A 25,373-nucleotide genomic window follows, 5' to 3' on the forward strand; every position below is an offset into this window, starting at 1 on the left:
GGGTTGCGTCGACAACGTCAGGCGCGGGACGGTTGGATGAGCGCGAGCACGCCTTGCAGCGGCACCTGCGCCCAATCGACACGGTTGTCGAGTTCGTAGCGCAACTCGTAAAGGGCTTTCTCGAGTTCGAACAGCGCGAGCAGTTCGCCGTCGAGCGCCCCGCCGTAGCCCGCCAGGAAAGCTTCGCGCGTCGCCTGCTCCCACGCGACGGCCGGGGCGGCCAGCCGCTCGGCCTCGTCGGGGTTCTGCGCCACCCGGCGCAGCGCCGACCAGCGCGCGTAGTTGAACGAGCGCAGCATGCCGGCCACGTCGCGCAGCGGCGAGCTCTTGGTGCGTCGCTCCTCGAAGCTGCGCGCGGGCTCGCCCTCGAAATCGATGATGACGAAATCGTTGTCCTTCACCAGCACCTGGCCGAGGTGGTAATCGCCGTGGTAGCGGCTCTTGATGCCGGCGCCTTCCACCGGCCGTCTCGCCTCGATGCCGGCCTGCAGCGTGCCGGCCGCCGCGAGCAGCGTGCGTGCGTCGGCCTGCACCGTGGGCGGCAGCAGGTCGAGCCGTTCGCGCAGCAGCGCGAGCGTTGCCTCAGCGTCGCTCGCGGCATGGGCCCTGAACCCGGCGAAGTCGGCAGACGCCAGCGGCTCGGGGTCGAATGCGGCAGCGCCCGTGCGCACGGCGAGCGCCTGGTGCAGCTCGGCCGTGCGGCGGCCCAGCGTGGCCATCAGCGCGAGGAAGCCGCCGTGCACCTCGGACACGGCGGGCGCGCCGCCGTCGGTGGTGGCCACGTCGCGCAGGAAGCGCTCGAGGTAGCCGAGCGTGTAGTCCCAGCCGTCGCCCTGGTTGGACACGTAGCTCTGCACCATGGCGAGCGTGATCGTGCGGCCGTCGTTCGCCATGTACTCGAGCGCGCCGAGCACCGGCACGCAGTGCGGGTAGCGCGCCACCTCGGTCAGGAAGCGGCCCATCTCCAGCTCGGGGTTGATGCCTTCGCGCACGTGCCGATAGCCCTTGAGGAACAGGGTCTCGTCCAGCGTGACCACCGTGTTGCTGCTCACGCCGCTCGGGCGGCCCACGGGCAGCGCGTCGATGTCGGCGCCGACTTGCGCGAAGGCCGCCGTCGGCTTGAAGACCAGCCTGCCGTTCGCCGTCGCGAGCTCGGTCCCCTTGCCGATGGCACGCACCAGCTCGCGGCAGAAGGCCTCGTCGTAGAAGGCGTCGCCCATCAGCCCGACCTGCGCCTGCTGCCGCACCTTCGCGATCGCGGCCTGCGCCACGCCGGCCATGCGCTCCTCGTCGCGCTCTTCCCACGCCAGCGCGAGCGGCATGAAGTAGGCGGCCCCGCCGGGCGGGCCGTCGAGGTCCAGCAGCGGCAGCATCCAGCTCAGGCCGCCGACCTCCCACACGGCATGGTCCACCAGCCGCGCGCGCCCGATGGCCGTGCCCTTGGAGGCGTACCAGCGCTGGATCTCGATGTGGCGCGGCAGGATCTCCAGCTCGAACTGGTTGCGCATGCGTTCGGCCATGTTGATGCGCCAGGGCATCACGCGGTCGCGGAAGAAGCTGGTCCAGCCGTCGAACAGCACCAGCGTGGGCCACTCCTGCAGAGCCACGCCTTCCTGGTGCCAGCTCGGCGCATCGGCCTCGGCGGCGAGCTTGAACCAGTAGAAGCCGTACGAAGCCAGCGTGAGCAGGTACGGCAGCTCGCCGATGGGCGGGAACGGTGCGCGCCCCAGCATCTCGATGGGCACGAAACCCTTGAACTCCGACAGGTCCAGCTCCACCGGCTGGGCCGCGCGCGACAGGTTGAACACCGTCAGCACCACGTCGCTGTCGTACTCGCTCAGGTAGGCCAGGATCTTGCGGTTGCCGGGCTTCAGGAAGCGGCGCCTGCCGCGCCCGAAGGCGTGGCTGGTCTTGCGCACAGCGAGCATGCGCCGGGTCCAGTTGAGCAGCGAGCTGCTGTCGCGCGCCTGGGCCTCGACGTTGAGCGCCTCGTAGCCGAACATCGCGTCCATGATCGGCTGCAGGTAGAGGCGCTGCGGGTCGGCGCGCGAGAAGCCCGCGTTGCGGTCGGGGCTCCATTGCATCGGGGTGCGCACGCCATTGCGGTCGCCCACGAACACGTTGTCGCCCATGCCGATTTCGTCGCCGTAGTAGATGATGGGCGAGCCCGGCATGGACAGCAGCATGCCGTTCATGAGCTTCACGCGATCGGGGTCGTTCTCCATCAGCGGCGCGAGCCGGCGGCGGATGCCCAGGTTGATGCGCGCGCGCATGTCGGCGGCATACATGGTGTACATGTAGTCGCGCTCCTTGCTGGTCACCATCTCGAGCGTCAGCTCGTCGTGGTTGCGCAGGAAGATGGCCCACTGGCAGCCCTCGGGGATGTCGGGCGTCTGCGCCATGATCTCGACGATCGGGTGCCGGTCTTCCTGTGCGATGGCCATGTACATGCGCGGCATCAGCGGGAAGTGGTAGGCCATGTGGCACTCGTCGCCGTCGCCGAAGTACTCGCGCACGTCCTCGGGCCACATGTTGGCCTCGGCCAGCAGGAAGCGGTTGCGGTACTGCGCATCGATGGCCGCGCGCAGCCGCTTGATCACCGCATGGGTCTCGGGCAGGTTCTCGTTGCTGGTGCCGTCGCGCTCCACGAGGTAGGGAATGGCGTCGAGCCGGAAGCCGTCCACGCCCATGTCGAGCCAGAAGCGCATGGTCTTGAAGATGGCTTCCATCACCGCCGGGTTGTCGAAGTTCAGGTCGGGCTGGTGGCTGAAGAAGCGGTGCCAGAAGTACTGCTTGGCCACCGGGTCCCAGGTCCAGTTCGACGTCTCGGTGTCGGTGAAGATGATCCGCGTGCCCTGGTAGATCTGGTCGGTGTCGCTCCACACGTAGAAGTTGCGCTCGGGCGAGCCGGGCGGTGCGAGCCGCGCGGCCTTGAACCACGGGTGTTCGCTCGAGGTGTGGTTGATGACCAGCTCGGTGATCACGCGCAGGCCCCGCTTGTGCGCCTCGGCCAGCATCTCGCGGAAGTCGTCGAGCGTGCCGTACTGCGGGTGCACGTCCTCGTACTCGGAGATGTCGTAGCCGTCGTCGCGCAGCGGCGAGGGGTAGAAGGGCATCAGCCAGATGGTGTTGACGCCCAGCTCCTTCACGTAGTCGAGCTTGGCGGTCACGCCCTTGAAGTCGCCCATGCCGTCGTTGTTGGAGTCGAAGAAGGCCTTGACGTTGAGCTGGTAGATCACGGCGTCGCGGTACCACAGCGGATCGTCGCTGTTGTCGATCTCGACGGTTTCGAGCGCGATGTGCGAGACGGGTGCATTCATGGGCCGGCGACCTCCTCACAGGAAATAATCGAAGTCGCGCTCGTCGCCATGGCGCCGGCGGACCACGAAGATGTGTGCGGGCACGCTGCGCGGATCGAGCCGCACGTAGTGCCAGTCGCCCTGCCAGGTGAAGCGCTGGCCGCTCAGCAGGTCGTGCATCTGGAAGGCCCGCGAGGAAGGAACGCCGACGCTGCCGGGTTCCAGCCCGAGCCAGCCCGACTGCGGCTCGTGCGGATCGAGGTTGACGACGGTGACGATCACGTTGAGGCCGTCCGGCGATTCCTTGGCATAGGCCAGCAGCCGGTCGTTGTCGATGTGCAGGAAGCGCAGGCTCCGGTCCCGCTGCAGCGCCGGGTTCTCTCGGCGGATGCGGTTCACCCGCGCGATGAAGGGGGCGAGGCTCGCGGGATCATCGTGGTTCCAGTGGCGCAGCTGGTACTTCTCGGAGTCGAGGTATTCCTCGCTGCCGGGTCCGCGCGGCAGGTGCTCGCGCAACTCGTAGGCCGGCCCGTAGATGCCGTAGTTGGCCGCCAGGGTGGCCGCCAGCACGAGCCTGGCCATGAACACCGCGGGCTCGCCGGTCTGCAGCTGCTCGTGCAGGATGTCGGGCGTGTTGGGCCAGGCATTCGGGCGGAAGTAGTCGATGCCGGGGGCGCTCGAAAGCTCGGTGAAGTACTCCTGCAGCTCCTGCTTGGTGTTGCGCCAGGTGAAGTAGGTGTACGACTGCGAGAAGCCCAGCTTCGCGAGCCGGTGCATCACCTTGGGCCGCGTGAAGGCCTCGGCAAGGAAGATGGTGTCCGGGTGCTCGCGCTTCACCTCGCCGATGGCCCACTCCCAGAACGGGAAAGCCTTGGTGTGCGGGTTGTCCACCCGGAAGATGCGCACGCCCTCCCCGATCCAGTGGTCGATCACGCTCTTGAGCTCGGCCCACAGCTCGCGCCATTCCTTGCACTCGAAGTTGAACGGATAGATGTCCTGATATTTCTTGGGCGGGTTCTCGGCGTATTGCACGCTGCCGTCCGGGCGCCAGCGGAACCAGTCGGGATGCTCCTTCACGTAGGGATGGTCGGGTGCGCACTGGAAGGCGATGTCGAGCGCGATCTCGAGGCCGTGTTCCGCGGCGCGTGCAAGCAGCCGCCGGAAGTCTTCGGGCGTGCCGAGCGCCGGAAGGATCGACTTGTGCCCGCCTTCTGCCGCCCCGATGGCCCATGGGCTTCCCACGTCTTCGGGGCCGCTGGCGAGCGCGTTGTTGGGACCCTTGCGCTGCACGCGGCCGATCGGGTGGATCGGCGGGAAGTACAGCACGTCGAATCCCATCGCCGCGATGGCCGGCAGGCGTGCTTCGACATCCTTGAAGGTGCCGTGCACGCCCGGCTGGGGACTGGTGGAGCGCGGGAACAACTCATACCAGGTGCTGAAGCGCGCGCGCTCCCTGTCGACGGCCAGCGGCAGCTCGATGGGGTAGCGCGCCTCATGCCGCCTGTCGGGATGGCGGCGCACGAGCGCGGCATATTCCTCGTCGAGCGCCAAGGCCTTGAGCGAACCGATGTCGCAGCCGGGATCGGCCGCCATGGCATCGAGCTCGGTCGCCCAGCGCTGCAGCTCGACGCGGTCGGTACCCTCCGCCCGCGCGGCGGCGGCGGCGATTTCGAGCGCACCGATCTGGGCCGCGATGCGCACGTCCGCGGGATCGACGCGCCGCGTGAGCTCGTGGTGCCACGAGTCGAAGGAATCCACCCACGCAACGCAGGTGTAGACGTAGCGACCGAGGGACGGCGGCGAGAACGCGGCCTCCCACACGTCGTTGCCGAGCGGCTTCATCGGTACTTCGCGGAAGTCGGCCTGCTCGTGCGCACGCCAGCACAGCTGCACCCGCAGCACGTCGTGCCCGTCGGTGAAGCAATGGGCGCGAACCCGGACCCGCTCGCCGACGACGCACTTGACGGGAAACCGCCCGTTGTCCACGCATGGCAGGACGGCATCGATCACGGCGCGCACGGCGCCCTTCTCGATGTCTGCCGCCGCGGGTACGGGACGCGTCGCAAAGATGTTCTTCATGAGGCGCTGTGCTCCAGGATCAGCGTGGACAACGGCGGCAGCGTCAGGCACACCGATTGCCTTCGGCCGTGCGAACGCACGGGGGCCGCTTCGACGCCCCCGAAATTGCCCCAGCCGGAGCCGCCGAATTCGGTGGCGTCGGTGTTGATGAGCTCGCGCCAGTGGCCGCCGAGCGGCACGCCCAGCAGGTAGTTGGTGCGCGGCACCGGGGTCATGTTGCTCACGACGAGCAGCGGCGGACTGCCGTCGCTCGCCTTGCGCAGGAACGCGAACACGCTGGCGTCGGCATCGTCGGCAGCAATCCATTCGAATCCCGGCGACGAAAAATCCAGCTGATGGAGCGCGGGCGCGCCGCGGTAGACGTGGTTGAGCCGGGCCACCAGGCGCTGCAGCCCGCCGTGCCCCTGGAGCTCGCACACCCACCACTCGAGCTCGCCGTCGTGCGTCCATTCACGGCGCTGGCCGAATTCACCGCCCATGAAGAGCAACTTCTTGCCCGGATGCGCCCACATGAAACCGAACAGCGCGCGCAGGTTGGCGAACTGCTGCCATTCGTCGCCCGGCATCTTGTTGAGCAGCGACCCCTTGCCATGCACCACCTCGTCATGCGAGAGCGGCAGCACGAAGTTCTCGTGAAAGGCGTACACCAGCGAGAAGGTCAGCTTGTGGTGGTGGTACTTGCGATGGACCGGCTCTTCCTTCATGTACGCCAGCGCGTCGTGCATCCAGCCCATGTTCCATTTCTCGCCGAAGCCGAGGCCGTCCATGTCGGTGGGCCGCGATACGCGCGGCCACGCGGTCGATTCCTCCGCCACCGTGATGGCGTCGGGATGCTCGCGGTAGACCGCCCGGTTCAGCGTCTGGATGAAATCGATCGCCTCCAGGTTCTCCCGGCCGCCGTGGCGATTGGGAATCCATTCGCCATGCCCGCGCGCGTAGTCGAGATAAAGCATCGAGGCGACGGCATCCACGCGCAGGCCGTCGACGTGGTACAGGTCGAGCCAGAACAGGCCGGAAGACACCAGGAAGCTGCGCACTTCGGGCCGGCCGTAGTTGAAGATGCTTGAATTCCATTCCGGATGGAAACCCTGGCGCGGATCGGCATGTTCATAGAGGTGCGTACCGTCGAAATACGCAAGGCCGTGCTCGTCCGTCGGAAAGTGCGAAGGCACCCAGTCGAGCAGCACGCCGATGCCCTGCTGGTGCAGGTGATCGACGAGGTACATGAAGTCCTGCGGCGAGCCGAAGCGCGACGTGGGCGCGAAGTAGCCGGTGGTCTGGTAGCCCCACGAGCCGTAGAACGGATGCTCGGTCACGGGCATGAGCTCCACGTGCGTGAAGCCCATCTCGTTCACATAGGCGGCGAGCTGGCGCGCGAGCTCCCGGTAGTCCAGGAACCGCCCGTCGCGGCGGCGCCATGAGCCAAGATGCACCTCATAGACCGACATCGGGGCGTCGAGCGCATTGCGCGAGCCGCGCGTGGACATCCACTGCGCGTCCGCCCATTCGTACGAAAGCTCGCAGATGCGCGATGCGGTCGCGGGTGGCGGCTCGGCACTGAAGGCGACCGGGTCGGCCTTGTCCACCGAGTAGCCGCCGTAGCGGGATCGAATGCGGTATTTGTAGGCCTGGCCGATGGTGGCATTGGGAGCATGGCCTTGCCATATGCCGGTGCCATCGGCACTGGGCCTCAGCGGATCGGCATCGCCGGACCAGTAGTTCCAGTCTCCCACCACCGACACCGACTCTGCATTCGGCGCCCACACGGCGAAATAGGCGCCGCCCTCTTTGGAGGGATGGCAACCCAGCACGTCATACAGGCGGGAGTGGGTCCCCTCGCGGAAAAGATGGACGTCTTGCTCGTTCTGGAGTGAATGATTCAACGGCACCGGCAACCCTCGGATTGAAGCCGGCGGAACGATGGTCAAGGAACGACGTCGGTTTCCGCAGGGCTTGGCGCCAATCTGCAGCGAGCCAAGACAGCGCAGGTACGGCCTGCACCGCCTCGTCTTGTCGGAGAGTTGCCTGTTCGCCGGGGTTCCGCTTCGCGCAGCGTGCAGGACATTTGGCATAACGCCTGGTGCCCGGGGCGACGCCGCGCACTGGAAAGGGGCGCTCAGCGCGCAATCGGAATGATGGGCGGAGGCCTAATGACTTACTGCGCAGTCTTGTCCTGCGGCTGGTCGTGCGGCAGCGGCTCGGCATCGAAGCGCTCGAACCCGCAGTAGCAGAGAAAGTGGCGATTGGCGGCTCGGCCGAACAGCGTCATGCCGAGCTTGCCTGCCAGCTCGTGCCCCATCGCGGTGACGCCATTGCGCGAGGCGATGATCGGCACACCCATGTGGGCCGACTTCATCACCATCTCGCTCGTCAGACGCCCCGTCGTGTAGAAGACCTTGTCGCCACCGTCGACGCCATGGACCGCCATCCACCCTGCGATGGTGTCAATGGCGTTGTGCCTTCCGACGTCTTCCACGAACACCAGCATGTCGGTTCCGCGGAACAGCGCACAGCCGTGCACCGACCCTGCGTGCCGATGCACGCTGTTGCGCGATCTCATCAGTTCGAGAATCCGCAGCAGCGTGCCTTGGGCGATGCGTGCCGATTGCGCCGGCGGCAGGCGGACGAAGGCGAGCTGGGCCATCGCATCGCCGAAAACGGTGCCTTGTCCGCAACCTGTCGTCACGACCCGGCGCGCGGTCTTCTCCCCGAGTCTGGCGACGCCGCGATGCGACTTCACGGCGGCCGCATCCACGCTCCAGTCGACATCGATGCTCTCGATGTCGCTTGCGCGCTGGATCAGGTCCTGATTCAGCAGATAACCCAACACCAGCAGCTCCGGCGAGGCGCCCAAGGTCATCAGCGTGACGAGCTCGCGCTTGTCCACGAAAACGGTCAACGGCCGCTCCGCCGGAATATCGATGTCGCGCCGTTCTCCGTGCTGGTCGACGATCTCGATCCGGCGCAACAGCGGGCTGCGCGCCTGGTTCAGGCGAGGCGTGCCGGCACGCGTGGAGAGCTGTACCGCATCAAAGGCCAGCGGCGCTTCGTCTTCAGGTGGGGCCATGCAGGAATCCTACGCCACCGGACTGCCGCGACATGCCGGATCCGCGGGCCTCCCGTCGAAGGGGATACTTCTCGCAGGCTTTCGTGCCATCGGCTATCGTTCGTTCGATGCCTTCCTCGGACACTCCTGCCGCCAACGGCCGCCCGGCGCTCGACGTCGCGGTGGTCATGCGCCGCGAGCGCCTGCACGGCCCCTCGAGCCACTGGCAGCCCTGGCGCTGGACGCTCGACAGCGTGCTGCCCGACGAGCCCGGCTTCGGCACCGAGCCGCGCCTGCTGCGCAATGACGGCGGCGAGCAGCACTGGCTGCATCCCGGCTTCAAGGTCGAGCTGTTCCGCGACGAGGCCGAGGGCTACCACCTCAACGCGATCACGCCAACGCCGTGCTGGTTCGTGCTGTGGCGCATGGACGAGGAGGCAACGCTCGCGTCCGAGCCCATCCCCCGACCGGTCGTGGTGACTCTGAGCTACTACGAGGCCGGGCGCTGGCTCGATGCGCAGGAAACGGTAGAACAGGTTCCGGCACCTGCAGAGGTGGTCGACTGGGTGCGCGCCTTCGTGGACGAGCACTACGTGATCGAACCCAAGCGCCGCCGGCGGCCCGAGAGCTTCCGGTCGCTGGTCGACCGTTTCGGCAACGCCGCGAGCGTGACGACCGAGAAGAAGCGCGGGCGGGGCGCTGGCGATGTCTGAGGGTTTTCTCGGACGGTGGTCGCGCCGCAAGCAGGAGGTGCGGGCGGCCGAGACCGCCGTGGAAGAGAAGGCCCCGCCGGCAGCGGCACCTGTTCCGACGCCAGCGGCGGCACCCGCCCCCGTCGCGGAGGCTGCCGCCCTGCCCCCGGCGGGTGAACAGGAAGCTCCGCCGCCACTGACGCTCGCCGACGTGGACGAGCTGGGCATCGAGTCGGACTACAAGCCCTTCCTGGCCAGGGAAGTCGCGCCCGAGGTCAAGAACGCGGCCTTGCGCAAGCTCTTTTCCGATCCGCATTTCAACGTGATGGACGGCCTCGACACCTACGTCGACGACTATTCCCGATCCACCCCCGTGCCCGAGAGCGTGCTGCGCCAGATGGCGAGCGCCAAGTTCCTCAAGCTCTTCGACGAGGCACCCGAAGACACTCCCCCGGAAACCCCCGACGCCGCCGAGGCAGCGAAAGTGGCACAGTCCAAGGAATGTGAAACGCTTCCCAGCCCGCCGGTTGCCCAGATGCAGCCCGCCAGCCAAGAAACCGATGACCACCACGCTGATTTGCGACTGCAACCAGACGATGCCGCTGAAGCCGAAGACCCTCGGCGCGGCACTGGCTGAAACGCTTCCGCTGCATTCGTCGCTGTGCCGCCGCGAGGCGACTTCCTTCCAGCGCGCCATCCAGTCCGGCGACGAGGTCGTGGTCGCCTGCACCCAGGAAAAACGGCTCTTCGGCGAACTCGCCACGCAGACGCCCGACGCGACCTCGCCGGTCCGCTTCATCAACATCCGCGAGACGGGCGGCTGGAGCCGCGACGCCAAGAGCGCGATGCCGAAAATCGCCGCGCTGCTGGCCGCCGCCAGCCTGCCCGAGCCGGAGCCCGTCCCGACCGTGAGCTACACCAGCCAGGGCCGCCTGCTGATCATCGGTCCGCTCGACGAAGCCGAGCGCGCAGCGGCACTGGTCGGCGACACGCTCGACGTGACCTTGCTCGCGCAGGGTCCCGGTGCAGTCGGCGGCGCACAGGCGCGCCGCTGGCCGGTGATAGCCGGGCGCATCGATTCGCTCACCGGCTGGCTCGGCGCCTTCACGCTGCACTGGACGCGCGACAACGCGATCGACCTCGACCTGTGTACCCGCTGCAACGCCTGCGTCGTTGCCTGCCCCGAGCAGGCCATCGGGCTGGACTATCAGATCGACAACGCGCGCTGCACCTCGCACCGCGATTGCGAGCGCGCCTGCAGCGCGGCGGGCGCCATCGATTTCAGCCGCAAGCCCCAGGCGCTCGATGCGGCGTTCGACCTCGTGCTCGACCTTGGCCCCGCGCCGCTCATCGACTGGCACGCGCCGCCGCAGGGCTACTTCCACCTGTTCGGCGGCGTCGCGCATGCCGATGGCCTGCAGACGCTGCTGCGCGTGCGCGAACTGGTCGGGGAATTCGAAAAGCCCAAGTTCTTCGACTACAAGCAGAAGCTCTGCGCGCACAGCCGCAACGAGGTGGTCGGCTGCAATGCCTGCATCGACGTGTGCTCGGCCCATGCCGTGAGCAGCGACAAGGAACGCCAGCGCATCGTGGTCAACCCGAACCTGTGCGTGGGCTGCGGCGCCTGCACCACGGTGTGCCCGACGGGCGCGCTGGGCTACACCTACCCGCGCGCGCCCGACCAGGGGCTCAAGCTGCGCAAGCTGCTCGCCACCTATGCATCGGCGGGCGGCCGCGACGCCGCGCTGCTGCTGCACAGCCAGGAAGGCGGCCAGGCGCTGCTCGAGCAACTCGGCCGACAGGCGCAGCTCGGCAAGGCGCAGGGCGTGCCGGCGCAGGTGATCCCCGTGGACCTCTTTCATGCGGCCAGCACCGGCATCGACCTGTGGCTGAGCGCGATCGCCTTCGGCGCCTCGCAGGTGGCGGTGCTTTGCACCGGAGAGGAAGCGCCGCAGTACCTCGCGGCACTCAGGCAGCAGATGGACATCGCGCAGGCGCTGTTGCTGGGCCTGGGCTACACCGGCACGCACTTCCGCGTGATCGAAGCCGACTCGCCCGCCGTTCTGGATGCCGCGCTGGCCAGCTTGCGCACGACCACGCAGCGCGTGCCGGCCCTCCCCGCCCGCTTCGCCGTCGGTGCCGACAAGCGCGACCGGCTCGAGATGGCGCTCGACCACCTGATGGGCACGGCGCCCGCCCTGCAGACGCAGCTCGACGCACCGCTGGCTTTCGGGTTGCCGGCAGGATCGCCCCTGGGCGCCATCGCGGTCGACAGGGACAAGTGCACGCTGTGCCTGGCCTGCGTCGGCGCCTGCCCGTCGGGCGCGCTGCTGGACAGCCAGAGCGCACCGCAGCTGCGCTTCATCGAAAAGAACTGCGTTCAATGCGGCTTGTGCGAGACCACATGCCCCGAAGACGCCGTCTCGCTCTTGCCGCGCCTGCTGGCCGCGCCCGAGCGCAAGCAGCAGGTGCTTCTGAACGAGGCCAAGCCCTGGGTCTGCATCCGCTGCAGCAAGCCCTTCGGTACGCAGAAGGCGATCGAGGCCATGCTCGGCAAGCTGGCCGGGCATGCGATGTTCCAGGGCGAAGCGCTGGAGCGCCTCAAGATGTGCAGCGACTGCCGCGTCATCGACCTCTACAGTGCCACCAACGAAGTGAAGATCGCCCCGCTATGAGCCAGACCTTTCCCGCCTCTTCCGCACTCGACGAGGAGGTGGCCCGGGCGGAGCTCTACGGCCTGCTGGCGCGGCTCTGGTACGCCGCACCCGATGCCGGGCTGCTGGAGGCCTTCCAGGTGGCGCCCACCGAGGCGCCGGCCGCGGGCGCCTTTCTCGAGGAACCGTGGCGCCAGCTGGTCGGCATCGCGCGCGACACGAGCGCGGCCGCCGCGCACGACGAATACGACGCGCTCTTCGGCGGTATCGGCAAGCCCGAGGTCTTCCTCTTCGGCTCGCACTACCTGAGCGGCTTTCTCAACGACAAGCCGCTCGTGCAGTTGCGCAACGACCTCGACCGGCTGGGCCTGGCGCGCACCGAGACCACCTGCGAGACCGAGGACCACATCGCCTGCCTGTTCGAGGTCATGCGCTACCTGATCGCCGGCGAAGACGTAGCGGTCGCCAACCTCACGCAGCAGCAGGCCATCTTCTCGAAGCACATCCAGCCCTGGCTGCCAGCGCTGTGCGAGGCCGTTTCGCAGCATCCGAAGGCCCGGTTCTACGCGGCGCTCGCCGTCTTCACGCGCGCGTTCGGCGACGTCGAGGCACAGGCCTTCGACATGCTGGCCTGAGGCCACGGAACGCAAGGGCTATTCAGGTTGCTCACCGGTTGCTGCTGGTCTAGTATTTGTAAGGGCGGACGGGTTTCCCTTCTCTCGTCGGGCCCAGCCACTCCAGGGGTCAGCATGCAGGACAGCCAAAATACCGGCCTCGAGCCGGCATCCCGTCGGGGATTCTTCCTCGGTGCCGCAACGGCCGGCGTCGCCGCAGTGGCCGTCACGGCGCTGCCGAAGGTGGTGCAGACGCCCGTCGCCGCCCCCTCCCCCCTGCCACCCGCGCCTGAAAACGGCGGCGGCTATTCCCTGAGCGAGCACGTCAAGCGCTACTACGCGACCGCTTCAGCCTGAGGAGTCCCTGTTGTGCTTCTGACCAGAAAATCCCCGGGCACCGCAAGTCAACGTGCCTGCGACGCGCCCCCCAATGCGTCGCCCTTCGTCCACAGCCTTCGGCGCGGCCTCGCGAACGCGCTGCCGACGATGGACCGGCGCGCCTTCCTGCGGCGCTCCGGCCTCGGTGTCGGCGTGGGCCTGGCCGCCAGCCAGCTCACGCTGATCCAGAAGGCCAGGGCCGCTGACGGCAAGCCCGCGGCCATCGGCGCCGGCAAGATCGAGGTGAAGCGCACCGTGTGCTCGCACTGCTCGGTCGGCTGCGCGTCCGACGCCGTGGTCGAGAACGGCGTGTGGGTCCGGCAGGAACCCGTGTTCGACTCGCCCATCAACCTCGGCGCCCACTGCGCCAAGGGCGCCGCGTTGCGCGAACACGGCCATGGCGAATATCGCCTGCGCTATCCGATGAAGCTCGTCAACGGCAAGTACGAGCGCATCAGCTGGGACACAGCGCTCGACGAAATCACCGCCAAGCTCAAGGAGCTCACCAAGGCCAGCGGGCCCGACGCGATCTACTGGATCGGTTCGAGCAAGCACAGCAACGAGCAGTCGTACCTGCTGCGCAAGTTCGTGAGCTTCTTCGGCAGCAACAACTGCGACCACCAGGCGCGCATCTGCCACTCGACCACGGTCGCGGGCGTGGCGAATACATGGGGCTACGGCGCCATGACCAATTCGTACAACGACATGCGCAACGCGAAGGTCGCGATGTACATCGGCTCGAATGCGGCCGAGGCGCACCCCGTGAGCATGCTGCACATGCTGCACGCCAAGGAACACGGCTGCAAGATGATCGTGGTCGACCCACGCTTCACCCGCACCGCGGCCAAGGCCCACGAGTACGTGCGCATCCGCTCGGGCTCGGACATCGCGTTCCTGTTCGGCATCCTGCACCACATCTTCAAGAACGGCTGGGAAGACAAGCGCTACATCAACGACCGTGTCTACGGCATGGACGAGGTGCGCGCGGACGTCATGAGCAAGTGGACGCCCGACAAGGTCGAAGAGGCCTGCGGCGTCGGCGAAGCCCAGGTATTGAAGATCGCGACCATGCTGCACGAGAACCGCCCCGGCACCGTGGTCTGGTGCATGGGCCAGACGCAGCACACCATCGGCAACGCCATCGTGCGGGCTTCGTGCATCCTCCAGCTGGCGCTCGGCAACGTCGGCACGTCGGGCGGCGGCACCAACATCTTCCGCGGGCATGACAACGTGCAGGGCGCGACCGACGTCGGCCCGAACCCCGATTCGCTGCCGGGCTACTACGGCCTGGTCGAAGGGTCGTGGAAGCACTTCGCCGCCACCTGGGGCGTGGACTTCGAATGGATCAAGGGCCGCTTCGCATCGCCCGCGATGATGAGCAAGCCCGGCATCACGGTGTCGCGCTGGATCGACGGCGTGCTCGAGAAGAACGAGCTGATCGACCAGGACTCGAACCTGCGCGGCGTCTTCTACTGGGGCCATGCGCCCAACTCGCAGACCCGCGGCCTCGAGATGAAGCGGGCGATGGACAAGCTCGATCTGCTCGTCGTCGTCGACCCCTATCCGTCGGCCACGGCCGCGATGGCCGCGATGCCGGGCAGGCCCGAAGACGCCAATGCGAACCGCGCGGTCTACCTGCTGCCCGCGTGCACGCAGTTCGAAACCAGCGGATCGGTGACGGCGTCGAACCGGTCGGTCCAATGGCGCGAGAAGGTGATTGAGCCGCTGTGGGAAAGCCGCAGCGACCACATGATCATGCAGCAGTTCGCCGACCGCCTGGGCTTCGGCAAGGAGCTCAGCAAGAACTACAAGATGCAGAAGGTCAAGGGCATGGACGAGCCCGTGCCGGACGACATCCTGCGCGAGATCAACAAGTCCTGCTGGGCCGTCGGCTACTCGGGCCAGAGCCCCGAGCGGCTGCAGGCGCACATGCGCAACATGGCCGCCTTCGACGTGCGCACGCTCAAGGCCAAGGGCTCCGTCAAGGACAAGGTCAACGGCTACGACATCTCGGGGGACTACTTCGGACTGCCCTGGCCCTGCTACGGCACGCCCGAGCTGAAGCATCCCGGCTCGCCCAACCTCTACGACACGTCCAAGCACGTGATGGATGGGGGCGGCAACTTCCGCGCGAACTTCGGTGTCGAGCGCAATGGCAAGAACCTTCTGGCCGAAGACGGCTCGTACTCGCTCGGCGCCGACATCACCACGGGCTATCCCGAACTGGACCACGTGTTGCTCAAGAAGCTCGGGTGGTGGGACGAGCTCACCGAGGCCGAGAAGCCCAAGGCGGAAGGCAAGAACTGGAAGACCGACAGCTCGGGCGGCATGATCCGCGTGTTCATGAAGAACCACGGCTGCCACCCCTTCGGCAATGCCAAGGCGCGAGCCGTCGTGTGGAATTTTCCGGATGGCATTCCGCAACACCGCGAGCCGCTCTACGGCACGCGTCCCGACCTGGCCGCGAAGTACCCGACCCACGACGACAAGATGGCCTTCTGGCGCCTGCCCACGCTCTACAAGACCGTCCAGCAGAAGAACATCGCCGACAAGATCGCCGAGAAATTCCCCTACATCATGACCTCGGGCCGGCTCGTGGAGTACGAGGGCGGCGGCGAGGAAACACGCTCCAACCCCTGGCTGGCCGAGCTGCAGCAGGAGATGTTCATCGAGATCAATCCGAAGGTGGCGGCCGAGAAGAACATCCGCAACGGCGAGCGTGTCTGGGTGCACACGCCCACCGGCGCCAAGCTCAACGTGCAGGCTCTGGTGACCGAGCGCGTCGGGCCCGACACGGTGTTCATGCCCTTTCACTTCTCGGGCCGCTGGCAGGGCCAGGACCTGCTCGCCTACTACCCGAAGGGCGCGGCGCCCGTCGTGCGCGGCGAGGCCATCAACACCGGCACGACCTACGGCTACGACAGCGTCACCATGATGCAAGAGACCAAGACCACCGTCTGCAACATCGAGAAAGCATGAGGAATCACCATGGCAAGAATGAAATTCGTCTGTGATTCCGAGCGCTGCATCGAGTGCAACGGCTGTGTCACGGCCTGCAAGAACGAGAACGAGGTGCCCTGGGGCGTGAATCGCCGCCGCGTGGTCACGCTCAATGACGGCCTGCCGGGCGAGAAATCGATCTCGGTGGCCTGCATGCATTGCTCCGACGCACCCTGCATGGCGGTGTGCCCCGTGCAATGCTTCTACCGCACCGAGGAAGGCGTGGTGCTGCACGACAAGGACGTGTGCATCGGCTGCGGCTACTGCTCGTACGCCTGCCCCTTCGGCGCGCCGCAATTCCCGTCGCAAGGCACCTTCGGCGCACGCGGCAAGATGGACAAGTGCACCTTCTGCGCCGGCGGCCCCGAAGCCAACGGCTCCGAAGCCGAGTTCGAGAAGTACGGCCGCAACCGCCTGGCCGAAGGCAAGCTGCCGGCCTGTGCCGAGATGTGCTCGACCAAGGCGCTGCTGGCCGGCGACGGCGACGTGGTGGCCGACATCTTCCGCACCCGCGTCGTGCAACGCGGCACGGGCGCCGAAGTCTGGGGCTGGGGCACGGCCTATGGCTCGCAGCAGGCCGGCACGCCGACCACCGGAGGCACCAGGTGAAGCGCGCGGTCGCGACCCTCGTCGTGCTCGCTTCGGGCGCGATGCTGCTTGCGGCCTGCACCGAGAAGCCGCAGACGAACGCGGAGGGCGTCAAGCACGATGCGGTGCCCTGGAGCGGCACCGGCACGCAGGCCAACACCGGCACGGCCTTCACCGCGCCCGGCTGGAAGGTGGGCGACAAGACGGCGTGGGAGCAGCAGATCAAGGTTCGCTCCAACGGGCAGAACGAGTACATCCGAGAAAACTGAACCGGAGGCCGCATGAGCGTCACCATTCGCACCAGGCGGGCGTTCCACGCGCTGTTGGCGACCGCGCTCCTGGGCTGTGCGGCGGTGGCGCCGGCCCAGGACGCCAACCCGGCCGCGAGCGGCGCCGTCGCGGCTTCGCCCGCCCCTGCTTCGCCTGCTTCCGCTTCCACCGCCGCTGCCGCTGCCGCACCGAAGGCCGAGGGCGGCATCCGCAGCCAGAACATCTTCGAGGTCAAGCCCGAGGCCAGCGCCGACCCGAACTACCTCAACCAGACCAACGGCGAGCGCAACAAGGTGCAGCCCGGCAACAACGCACCGATGTGGCGCCAGGTGAGCGGCGGCATCACCGGCTACAGCAGCCTGCCCGTGAGCGAGGCGCCCGAGGCCGGCAACCTGATCCAGCGCTTCGTGCAGTACCCGGGCTCGCGCTTCACCAACGCGGGCGAGGCCTGGCGGCAGGTGCGCAACAACTGGATCATTCCGTACGGCGCGGCGCTGCTCTTCGTCACGCTGCTGGCGCTGGCCATCTTCCATTTCACGCGCGGGCCGATCCGGCTGCACGGCGCCGAGACCGGCCGCAAGATCGAGCGCTTCACGCCGTTCGAGCGCGCCACGCACTGGTCGAACGCGCTTGCCTTCGTCACGCTCGCGCTGTCGGGCATCGTGATGGCCTTCGGCAAGTTCTTCTTGTTGCCGGTGCTCGGCAGCGCGCTGTTCGGCTGGCTCACCTACATGCTCAAGACCGTGCACAACTTCGTCGGACCGCTGTTCGTCGTGACCACGCTGTTCATGATCTTCACCTTCATCCGCAGCAACTGGCCGCGGGCGGAAGACCTCAGCTGGCTGCGGCACGGCGGCGGCCTGTTCGGCGGCAAGGAGCCCGCGTCGCACCGCTTCAACGCCGGCGAGAAGGCCGTGTTCTGGGGCGGCGTGCTCCTTCTGGGCAGCATCGTCATCGGCTCGGGGTTGTTCCTCGACAAGCTGTTGCCGGGCTTCGTCTACACGCGCGGCGAGATGCAGATCGCGCACATGGTGCATGCGGTGGCCACGCTGCTCATGATGGCCATGATCCTGGGCCACATCTATATCGGCACGCTGGGCATGACCGGCGCCTACAAGGCGATGCGCGAAGGCTATGTCGACGAGACCTGGGCGCGCGAGCACCATCGCCTCTGGTATGACGACATCGAGGCCGGCAAGATCCCGGCGCAGCGCTCGGCGCGCCCCGACGCATCGGACCCGGCGCGGCCGGTGACCGCGCAAGGAACCTCCGCATGAAGCACACGCTGACTCTTCTCTTCGCGCTGGCTGCATCGTCCGTTTTCGCCAAGCTTCCCGCGCCCACGCCGGAAGCGCAGGCGAAGGCCGCCGAGGCTGCAGCCCGCACCGCATGGAGCACCAAGACCGACGCCTACCTGCTGTGCAAGGCACAGGACCAGGTCGCAGCCAAGTACCGCGCCAGCGCCCAGTCCGCGGGCAAGCCGGTACCGGCCGCGGCGACCACACCGCCCTGCGTGGATCCGGGCCCTTACGCCGCGGCGCCCGCGGGCGAAACCAAGCCCATCGAAGCCTCGGGCGCACATTCCCCGGCCTCCACGGCTGCATCGCCGCCCAGTACGAACCAGCCCTCGGCACAGACCCATCCCGCACCCAAGAATTAAGTCAGCCGCCGCGCGCAAGCGCGGGCGAGACTGAACCTGATGCCCCCACCCGAACGAACTGCCTCGACCGATGTGCGCATGCGCGGCTTCACCCAGCGCGCGGAGGTTCCCGATGCGCTCGCCTGGATCGACGCCCACACGCCGCTGCTGCCGGGCGAATCCGTGGCGGTTGAAGAGGCCGCGGGACGGGTACTGCTGCATGAGGTGATCGCACCCATCGCGGTGCCCGAATTCGACCGCTCGGCCATGGACGGCTATGCGCTGCGCGGCGGCGAGACCACGGGGGCCGGCGAATACAACCCGTTGGAGTTTCCGATCGCGGGCCATGCCTGGCCCGGCCGGCCTTTCGATGGCGCCGTGCCCGCGGGCGCAGCCATCCGCATCATGACCGGCGCTCCGGTACCGCTGGAACTGGATGCCGTGGTGCCCGCCGAATATGCGAGCGAGCAGGACGGGCGCCTGGCCATCACGCGGGCTGTGGCACCGGGCCAGCATGTGGGCCGCGTCGGCGAGGACATCGCGCGCGGCAGTACGGCGCTGGCCGCGGGACGCCGGCTGCGACCGCAGGACGCGGGGCTGGCGGCTTCGCTGGGCCTGGCGCAGTTGCAGGTGGTGCGCCGGCCCCGCGTGCGGCTGCTCGTGACCGGCAATGAAGTGCGCGCACCCGGCACGCCCAAGGGGCCCTTCGACATCTACGACGCCAACTCCGTGACCTTGCGCGGCCTCGTGGCGCGCGACGGCGGCCTGCTCGAGTCGCACCAGCGCCTGGGCGACGACCCGCAGGTCATCGCTCAGGCCCTGGCGGCACCCGGTGCCGATGTGGTGCTCATCTCCGGCGGCTCCAGCGTGGGCGCCGAGGACCATGCGCCGCACCTGCTGGCCGAACTCGGCGAACTGGCCATCCACGGCATCGCGATGCGGCCCTCCAGTCCGGCCGGCATGGGCCGCATCGGCGACACGCTGGTCTTCCTGCTGCCGGGCAACCCGGTCTCCTGCCTGTGCGCCTACGACTTCTTCGCCGGGCGTGCGATCCGCCGGCTCGGCGGCCGGTCCGCCGACTGGCCCTACCCCCGCACGCGCGCAACCGTGGCGCGCAAGATCGTCTCCCAGGTCGGACGCGTCGACTACGTGCGCGTGAAGATCGGCGAAGAAGGCGTGGAGCCGCTCGCGCTGTCGGGCGCGTCCATGCTGAGTTCGACCACGCGGGCCGACGGCTTCGTCGTCGCGCCCGCGGAAAGCGAAGGCTTCGGGGCCGGGATCGAAGTCACTGTTCATCTTTACGAGTGCCTGTGAAACCCCAATCGCAATTTCTCGATGTCGTCACGCGCGACGAGGCCGAACGCCGCTTCCGTCAACACCTCAGGCTCGCGCCACTGGGTCGCGAGACCGTTCCCCTGCACGAGGCGCTGGGCCGTGTGCTGGCCGAAGACGTGGTCGCCGCGATCGACGTGCCCGGCTTCGACCGCTCCAACGTCGACGGCTTTGCCGTGCAGGCCGCCGACACCTGGGGAGCAATGGAAGAACAGGCCCGACTGCTGACGCTCGCCGACGAGACGCTGGCGCCCGGCATCGTGCCGCAGCGCGAAGTGACGGGCGGCCATGCGACGGCGATCGCCACGGGCGGCATGCTGCCTCGCGGCGCCGATGCGGTGGTGATGGTGGAGCACACCGATGCCGAGGACGGCCGGGTGCAGATCCGCCGCGCGGCCACCGAAGGCGAGAACGTCAGCTACGCCGGCACCGACATCGCGCGCGGAGAAACGGTGTTGCGTGCCGGCCAGGCGTTGAGCTCTCGCGAGATCGGCGTGATCGCGGCACTCGGCCTCGCCGAGGTCGGCGTGTACCGCAAGCCGCGCGTGGCCATCTTTTCCACCGGCAACGAGATCGTCGCGCCCGGCGCGCCGCTGCCCACGGGTGCGGTGTACGACTCCAACGCCGCCATCATCGGCGCCGCCGTCGAGGAACTGGGCGGCCAGCCCGTGCGGCTGGGCGTGATTCCCGATGACGAGGCCGCACTGTCGGCCGCGCTCGCACAGGGGCTGGCCTGCGATGCCGTGGTCTTCTCGGGCGGCACGTCCAAGGGCGAAGGCGATCTTTCCTACCGCGTGGTCGCAGCGCTCGGCGATCCGGGCGTGGTGGCGCACGGCGTGGCGCTCAAGCCCGGCAAGCCGGTGTGCCTGGCGGTCACGGGCGGCAAGCCGGTCGTGATCCTGCCGGGCTTTCCGACCTCGGCAGTCTTCACCTTCCACGAGTTCCTGGCCCCCGTGATCCGCGCCTTCGCCGGCCGGCCGCCGGAGCGGCGCGAGCATGTGGACGCCAAACTGCCGATGCGCGTGAACTCCGAGCGCGGCCGCACCGAGTACCTGCTCGTGGGCCTGGTGCCCACCGACGAAGGCCTGGCGGCCTACCCGATGGGCAAGGGCTCGGGCTCTGTCACCACGTTCAGCAGCGCGGACGGGTTCATCACCATCGGCCAGCACACCGAGATCGTCGATGCCGGCGCGCCCGTGCAGGTGCAGCTGCTGGGCCATGGGCTGGACGCCGCGGACCTGATCTTCATCGGCAGCCACTGCGTGGGCCTGGACTGGCTGGCCGGGGAGCTGGTGCGCCAGGGCATTCGCATCAAGGCCATGAACGTGGGCAGCACGGGCGGGCTGATGGCCGCCCGGCGCGGCGAATGCGACGTGGCGGGCATCCACCTGATGGACCCGGCCACCGGCGTCTACAACCGGCCACTGCTCACGCGGGAGCTGGAACTGATCCCGGGGTATGGCCGCATGCAGGGCATCGTCTATCGCCCGTCGGACGCGCGCTTCGAGGGGCGCGATGCCACCGCGGCCATCGCCGCCGCGATCACCGGGCCCGGCTGCACCATGGTCAACCGCAACGCCGGCAGCGGCACGCGCATCCTCATCGATCGCCTGCTCGGCAGCGCCAAGCCGCCCGGCTACGGCGTGCAGACCAAGTCGCACAACGCGGTGGCCGTGGCCGTGGCGCAGCAGCGCGCCGACTGGGGCCTGGCCATCGACACGGTTGCACGGCAGTACGGCCTGGGCTTCATCCCGGTGCAGGAAGAGCGCTACGACTTCGTGGTGCCCAGGGCACGCCGCGAGCGGGCGCCCGTGCAGGCATTCATTGCCTTGCTGCAATCGGCCGCGGCCCGCGAGGCGCTGAGCCGGTTGGGCTTTCGCGTCGATCCCGCTGTCTGATCCAGCAGGACGGTACATCCTCAACTTCCAAGGACCCACACGATGACGATGGCCTCGCGCAGACGCCTCAACTTCCTCGCCCTCGCTGCTGCCCTCGTCGGCACGCTGCTCGCGCCGATCGCCCAGGCGCAAGAAAAGTTCATCGTGCTGGCTTCCACCACCTCGACCGAGCAGTCCGGCCTGTTCAAGCATCTGCTGCCGCAGTTCACGAAAGCCTCCGGCACCGAGGTGCGCGTGGTGGCCGTGGGCACAGGCCAGGCGCTGGACATGGCGCGCCGCGGCGATGCCGATGCGCTGTTCGTGCATGACCAACCCGCCGAGGAAAAGTTTGTCGCGGAAGGCTTCGGCCTCCCGCGCCGCGCGGTCATGTACAACGACTTCGTGCTGATCGGACCGAAATCCGACCCGGCCGGCGTGCGCGGCAACGACATCGCGGCCGCGCTCAAGCGGCTGGGCGCCACGGGCGGTGCCTTCGTCTCGCGCGGCGACAAGAGCGGCACCCACGCGGCCGAACTGCGCCAGTGGAAACTGGCGGGCATCGACCTCGCGGCCGCCAAGCCCGCCGGCTACAAGGAGTGCGGCTGCGGCATGGGCCAGGCGCTCAACATCGCCGCTTCCACCAATGCCTATGTGCTGTCCGACCGCGGCACCTGGCTCAACTTCAAGAACCGCGGCGACCTGGGCATCGTGGTCGAGGGCGACCGGCAGCTGTTCAACCAGTACGGCGTGATCGTCGTGAATCCGGCCAGGCATCCGCACGTCAAGAAAGACCTGGCGCAGGCTTTTTCCGACTGGGTGGTGTCGCGCGACGGGCAAGCCGCGATCGCCTCGTACAAGATCGGCGGCGAGCAGCTCTTCTTCCCGAACGCGAGCCAGTGAACGGTGGCCCAGTCGATGGATGGGCCGCGTGATGAGCATGGCCTCGCGCTTGCATTGAGAGCCGTCCTTCGATGAACACCATGACCGAAGGCTGGGCACTGGCCTGGCAGCTCATCACGCACGCCGACCCCGAACTCGTACGCATCACGGCGCTCTCGCTGCAGGTCAGCGCCACGGCCTGCGCAATTGGCGCGCTGTTCGGGCTGCTGCTGGGCGCCTGGCTGGCAGTGGCGCGGTTCCCGGGGCACGCGCTGGCCGTGTGGTTGGTGAACACGCTGCTCGCCCTGCCCGCCGTGGTGGTGGGCCTGCTGGTGTACCTGCTGCTCTCGCGCTCGGGACCGCTGGGCGAACTGGGAATCCTGTTCACGCCTTCAGCGATGGTGGTGGCGCAGAGCGTGCTCGTCACGCCGCTGATCGCCGCCCTGTCACGCCGGCTCGTGATGGCGGCCCTGGCCGATGGCGGCGACCAGTTGCGCTCCCTGGGCGCCGGGCCGCTCACCACCTCGCTGCTGATGCTGGTGCACGACCGGATGGGCGTGGCCACCGTCCTGCTCACGGCCTTCGCGCGGGCCATTGCCGAGGTAGGGGCCGTGATGATCGTCGGCGGCAACATCGCCGGCGTCACGCGCGTGATGACCACCACCATCGCACTGGAGACCAGCAAGGGAGATCTTGCGCTGGCCTTGGCGCTGGGCATCGTGCTGCTGGCGGTGGTCGGCGCGGTCAACGGCGCCATCGGCCTGTTGCATTGGCTTGCCACGCGCCCGCTGCGCGCCGCCTCTCAGGTGCCGCCGCATGCGGCGCCCCGGACGCCCACTCCTCGCGCCCCTCGCACGCCGGCTGCTACCGAGGCGGCAGCGTTGATCCGGGCCGACCGGGTCACGGTGCGCTTCCGCTCGTTGATGGCGCTGAACGACGCATCGCTGACCGTGCGCCGGGGTGACCGGCTCATCCTCATCGGAGCCAACGGCTCCGGCAAGACCACGCTGCTGCGGCTGCTGCATGGACTTTTGCCCTGCGAAGGTCGCTGCGAATCCTTGCCGCTGCAACCCGAAGGCCGCCTTCCGCGAGCGGCCATGCTGTTCCAGCGCCCCTTCCTGCTGAGCCTCTCGGTGTGGCGCAATGTCTGGGTGGGCCTCTGGCTTTCCGGCGTGCCGGCCTCCGAGCGCAGCGAGCGCTGCCGCCAGGGCCTGGCTAACGTGGGCCTGCTCGAACACGCCACGCGATCTGCCCGTTCGCTTTCGGGCGGACAGCAGCAGCGCCTTGGCCTCGCACGCGCCTGGGCACTGCAGCCGGACATCCTGTTCCTGGACGAGCCGACTGCCAGCCTGGACCCCGGCGCCAAGAATGAAATCGAGGCCCTCATCGAGGAGGTCGCCAACAGCGGCGTGACGATCGTGATGAGCACCCACAACCTCGGGCAGGCCAAGCGCCTCGCCACGCGCGTGGCCTATCTGCATGCTGGACGGATCGTCGTCGAGCGCCCCGTGGCGTGCTTCTTCGACGCAGAGGATCTGCCCGCCGAGGCCGCCCAGTTCCTCCAGGGCGAACTTGGCTGGCGCCTGCGGCCGTAGGCAGGGCCGGCCTGGGCGCCCTGGGCGAAGCCGCTTGCGCTCCCCTGGTGGGCTCGACGCCCCCTGCCTCATCAAGATTCGTATGCAAGACTGGTCGCACTCTCCAGGCGCCACAGCCGCTCGAGAAGCCTGCGCGCCCGCGCGGCACCGATCACCGGCGTGGACAGTTCGAGAAACTTGCTTTCCAGGTCGGCGTCACTCAGTGGCTCCTCGGGATCGCCCTTCCGATTGGGCTGCAGATGGCTGAGCCGGCGCCCATCCGCGGTGTCGATCTCGATGCGTGCGGCACGCTGGCCCGGGAATGCCGCGTCGAGCGCCGGATCCACCGCGACCTCCATGCGCTCCATCAGGGCGCGCGTTGCGGGATCCTCGAGGCGCGCCGGCTCAAACGCCGCCATGCGCACGCTGCCATGCACGAGGGCCGACGCCACCATGTACTTCAAGCTGAAGCGTGCTTCGTTGGCGGAAGCCGGTCGCTCGTAGCAAGCGATATCCAATGCTGGCCAATAGGTGCCTACACGAATGCGAACGATGTCTTCAGTCGCAATACGGTGCTTCGACTGCAGCGCGAGGGCGCCGTCGATCGACGGAAAAGTGTGGCCGCAGCCGATATGGTTCTTGAATGTCAGGCGTGTGATGTGAAAGTCCTGCCCGAGCGTCGCGCCGACCTGCGACCAGTCGGGCCCGTTGCTCATGGCCTGGCCGAGCCCGGCGTCGCCATCGAGGACATCCAGCGAACCCGTCAGGCCGCGCCGCGCCAGTTGGGCAGCGAGGAGGCCCGCCTCGGCTGCACGCCCCGCATGCAGCGGTTTGGACATCGAATCCATCCGGAACGCCTGCTGCAGTCCCGCCGTGAAGGTCGCAGCGGTGGCGAGCGCGTGCGCGAAGGCAACTTCGTCGAGCTCCATCAATCCGCCAGCCGCCGCAGCCGCTCCGAAGCTACCCACGGTGCCCGTGCTGTGCCAGAACTTGTAATGCGACCGGCCCATCACGACGCCGATTCGCGTCGAGATCTCGTAGCCAAGCACCACGCCGCGCAGAAACTGAAGCCCTGAGGCACCGATGTCCTGCCCACCGGCCATTGCGGCCGCGATGGTCGCAGCGCCTGGGTGGTACATGGCCTCGCGAAAGCTGTCATCTACCTCTGCGGCATGCGCAGCCGTGCCGTTGATGAGCGCAGCAGCGCGCGCAGTGGCCGGGCGCCCTTGCGCCAGGAAGGCGCCACCGCGATCGAGGTCGTCGCCCAGGGCTTGCTCCAGCATGCGCACCGGTGCCGCATCCAGGCCCGGGAAAAGCGATGCATACCAGTCGATCACTGCGCGCTTGGCATGATGAATGACCTCGGCAGGGAGCGGCTGCCGGTAAAACTCGGCCGCGTATCGCGCAAATACTTCCGTTGCATGCATCCAGGTTCTCCTGATTCAGGGGTTC

At 68.0% G+C, this 25,373-nt stretch carries 19 protein-coding genes; 14 read left to right on the top strand and 5 right to left on the bottom strand.

Annotated elements, in window-relative coordinates; genetic code table 11:
* Window positions 1-17: 17 nt before the first annotated feature.
* From treS to ACEN9N_RS13135, 4 genes are all read right to left on the bottom strand, one after another.
* Window positions 18-3,320 carry a maltose alpha-D-glucosyltransferase gene (gene treS, locus ACEN9N_RS13120; RefSeq protein WP_495656235.1) on the bottom strand — a complete coding sequence of 1,101 codons (3,303 nt, stop codon included), beginning with the start codon at window positions 3,318-3,320 and terminating at the stop codon, window positions 18-20.
* A gap of 15 nt (window positions 3,321-3,335) precedes the next feature.
* Window positions 3,336-5,378, bottom strand: coding sequence for an alpha-1,4-glucan--maltose-1-phosphate maltosyltransferase (locus ACEN9N_RS13125; RefSeq protein ID WP_413331969.1), 2,043 nt, complete (start codon window positions 5,376-5,378; stop codon window positions 3,336-3,338).
* Window positions 5,375-7,267, bottom strand: coding sequence for a 1,4-alpha-glucan branching protein GlgB (glgB, locus tag ACEN9N_RS13130; protein ID WP_495656236.1), 1,893 nt, complete (start codon window positions 7,265-7,267; stop codon window positions 5,375-5,377). Before glgB ends, ACEN9N_RS13125 begins: the two co-directional genes overlap by 4 nt.
* A gap of 266 nt (window positions 7,268-7,533) precedes the next feature.
* Entirely contained in the window at window positions 7,534-8,445 is a 912-nt protein-coding gene (locus ACEN9N_RS13135; protein WP_495656237.1) for a formate dehydrogenase accessory sulfurtransferase FdhD, read from the bottom strand.
* Between the two features lie 107 nt (window positions 8,446-8,552).
* On the opposite strand from ACEN9N_RS13135, the gene ACEN9N_RS13140 reads away from it, so the two are divergent.
* The 14 genes from ACEN9N_RS13140 to ACEN9N_RS13205 all read left to right on the top strand — a co-directional run bounded on the left by ACEN9N_RS13140 (window position 8,553) and on the right by ACEN9N_RS13205 (window position 23,942).
* Window positions 8,553-9,137 (top strand): DUF3305 domain-containing protein, encoded by a 585-nt coding sequence (locus ACEN9N_RS13140; protein ID WP_056599854.1) that lies wholly within the window; start codon window positions 8,553-8,555, stop codon window positions 9,135-9,137.
* Window positions 9,130-9,753: a DUF3306 domain-containing protein gene (locus ACEN9N_RS13145; protein WP_495656238.1), complete on the top strand. Its 624-nt coding sequence runs from the start codon at window positions 9,130-9,132 to the stop codon at window positions 9,751-9,753. Before ACEN9N_RS13140 ends, ACEN9N_RS13145 begins: the two co-directional genes overlap by 8 nt.
* A complete protein-coding gene (locus ACEN9N_RS13150) occupies window positions 9,713-11,791 on the top strand; it encodes a 4Fe-4S binding protein (RefSeq protein WP_495656380.1) in 2,079 nt (692 codons plus the stop codon). Before ACEN9N_RS13145 ends, ACEN9N_RS13150 begins: the two co-directional genes overlap by 41 nt.
* Window positions 11,788-12,405 (top strand): TorD/DmsD family molecular chaperone, encoded by a 618-nt coding sequence (locus ACEN9N_RS13155; RefSeq protein WP_413312648.1) that lies wholly within the window; start codon window positions 11,788-11,790, stop codon window positions 12,403-12,405. Before ACEN9N_RS13150 ends, ACEN9N_RS13155 begins: the two co-directional genes overlap by 4 nt.
* 114 nt (window positions 12,406-12,519) lie before the next feature.
* Window positions 12,520-12,741, top strand: a complete 222-nt coding sequence (locus ACEN9N_RS13160; RefSeq protein ID WP_495656239.1) for a formate dehydrogenase — start codon at window positions 12,520-12,522, stop codon at window positions 12,739-12,741.
* Between the two features lie 12 nt (window positions 12,742-12,753).
* Complete coding sequence (locus ACEN9N_RS13165) at window positions 12,754-15,741, top strand: formate dehydrogenase subunit alpha (protein WP_495656240.1); 2,988 nt, start codon at window positions 12,754-12,756, stop codon at window positions 15,739-15,741.
* 9 nt (window positions 15,742-15,750) lie between these two features.
* Window positions 15,751-16,371, top strand: a complete 621-nt coding sequence (fdh3B, locus tag ACEN9N_RS13170) for a formate dehydrogenase FDH3 subunit beta (RefSeq protein ID WP_495656241.1) — start codon at window positions 15,751-15,753, stop codon at window positions 16,369-16,371.
* Window positions 16,368-16,619 (top strand): hypothetical protein, encoded by a 252-nt coding sequence (locus ACEN9N_RS13175; RefSeq protein WP_007832882.1) that lies wholly within the window; start codon window positions 16,368-16,370, stop codon window positions 16,617-16,619. Before fdh3B ends, ACEN9N_RS13175 begins: the two co-directional genes overlap by 4 nt.
* A 12-nt stretch (window positions 16,620-16,631) precedes the next feature.
* Window positions 16,632-17,897: a formate dehydrogenase subunit gamma gene (locus ACEN9N_RS13180; protein ID WP_495656242.1), complete on the top strand. Its 1,266-nt coding sequence runs from the start codon at window positions 16,632-16,634 to the stop codon at window positions 17,895-17,897.
* The gene (locus ACEN9N_RS13185) at window positions 17,894-18,280 is read left to right on the top strand and encodes a hypothetical protein (protein WP_413312643.1); all 387 of its coding nucleotides are present in this window, start codon (window positions 17,894-17,896) and stop codon (window positions 18,278-18,280) included. Before ACEN9N_RS13180 ends, ACEN9N_RS13185 begins: the two co-directional genes overlap by 4 nt.
* A gap of 39 nt (window positions 18,281-18,319) precedes the next feature.
* A complete protein-coding gene (locus ACEN9N_RS13190) occupies window positions 18,320-19,573 on the top strand; it encodes a molybdopterin molybdotransferase MoeA (RefSeq protein ID WP_495656243.1) in 1,254 nt (417 codons plus the stop codon).
* Window positions 19,570-21,489 (top strand): molybdopterin biosynthesis protein, encoded by a 1,920-nt coding sequence (locus ACEN9N_RS13195; protein WP_495656244.1) that lies wholly within the window; start codon window positions 19,570-19,572, stop codon window positions 21,487-21,489. The genes ACEN9N_RS13190 and ACEN9N_RS13195 overlap by 4 nt, the downstream gene beginning before the upstream one ends.
* Before the next feature lie 42 nt (window positions 21,490-21,531).
* Window positions 21,532-22,368 (top strand): ABC transporter substrate-binding protein, encoded by an 837-nt coding sequence (locus ACEN9N_RS13200; RefSeq protein ID WP_413312640.1) that lies wholly within the window; start codon window positions 21,532-21,534, stop codon window positions 22,366-22,368.
* Between the two features lie 71 nt (window positions 22,369-22,439).
* Window positions 22,440-23,942: an ABC transporter permease gene (locus tag ACEN9N_RS13205; RefSeq protein WP_413312639.1), complete on the top strand. Its 1,503-nt coding sequence runs from the start codon at window positions 22,440-22,442 to the stop codon at window positions 23,940-23,942.
* 71 nt (window positions 23,943-24,013) lie between these two features.
* Here the strand turns inward: ACEN9N_RS13205 and ACEN9N_RS13210 are convergent, their stop codons facing one another.
* A complete protein-coding gene (locus tag ACEN9N_RS13210; RefSeq protein WP_495656245.1) occupies window positions 24,014-25,348 on the bottom strand; it encodes an MmgE/PrpD family protein in 1,335 nt (444 codons plus the stop codon).
* Between the last annotated feature and the right edge of the window lie 25 nt (window positions 25,349-25,373).

The organism is Variovorax sp. Varisp46, assembly GCF_059491885.1.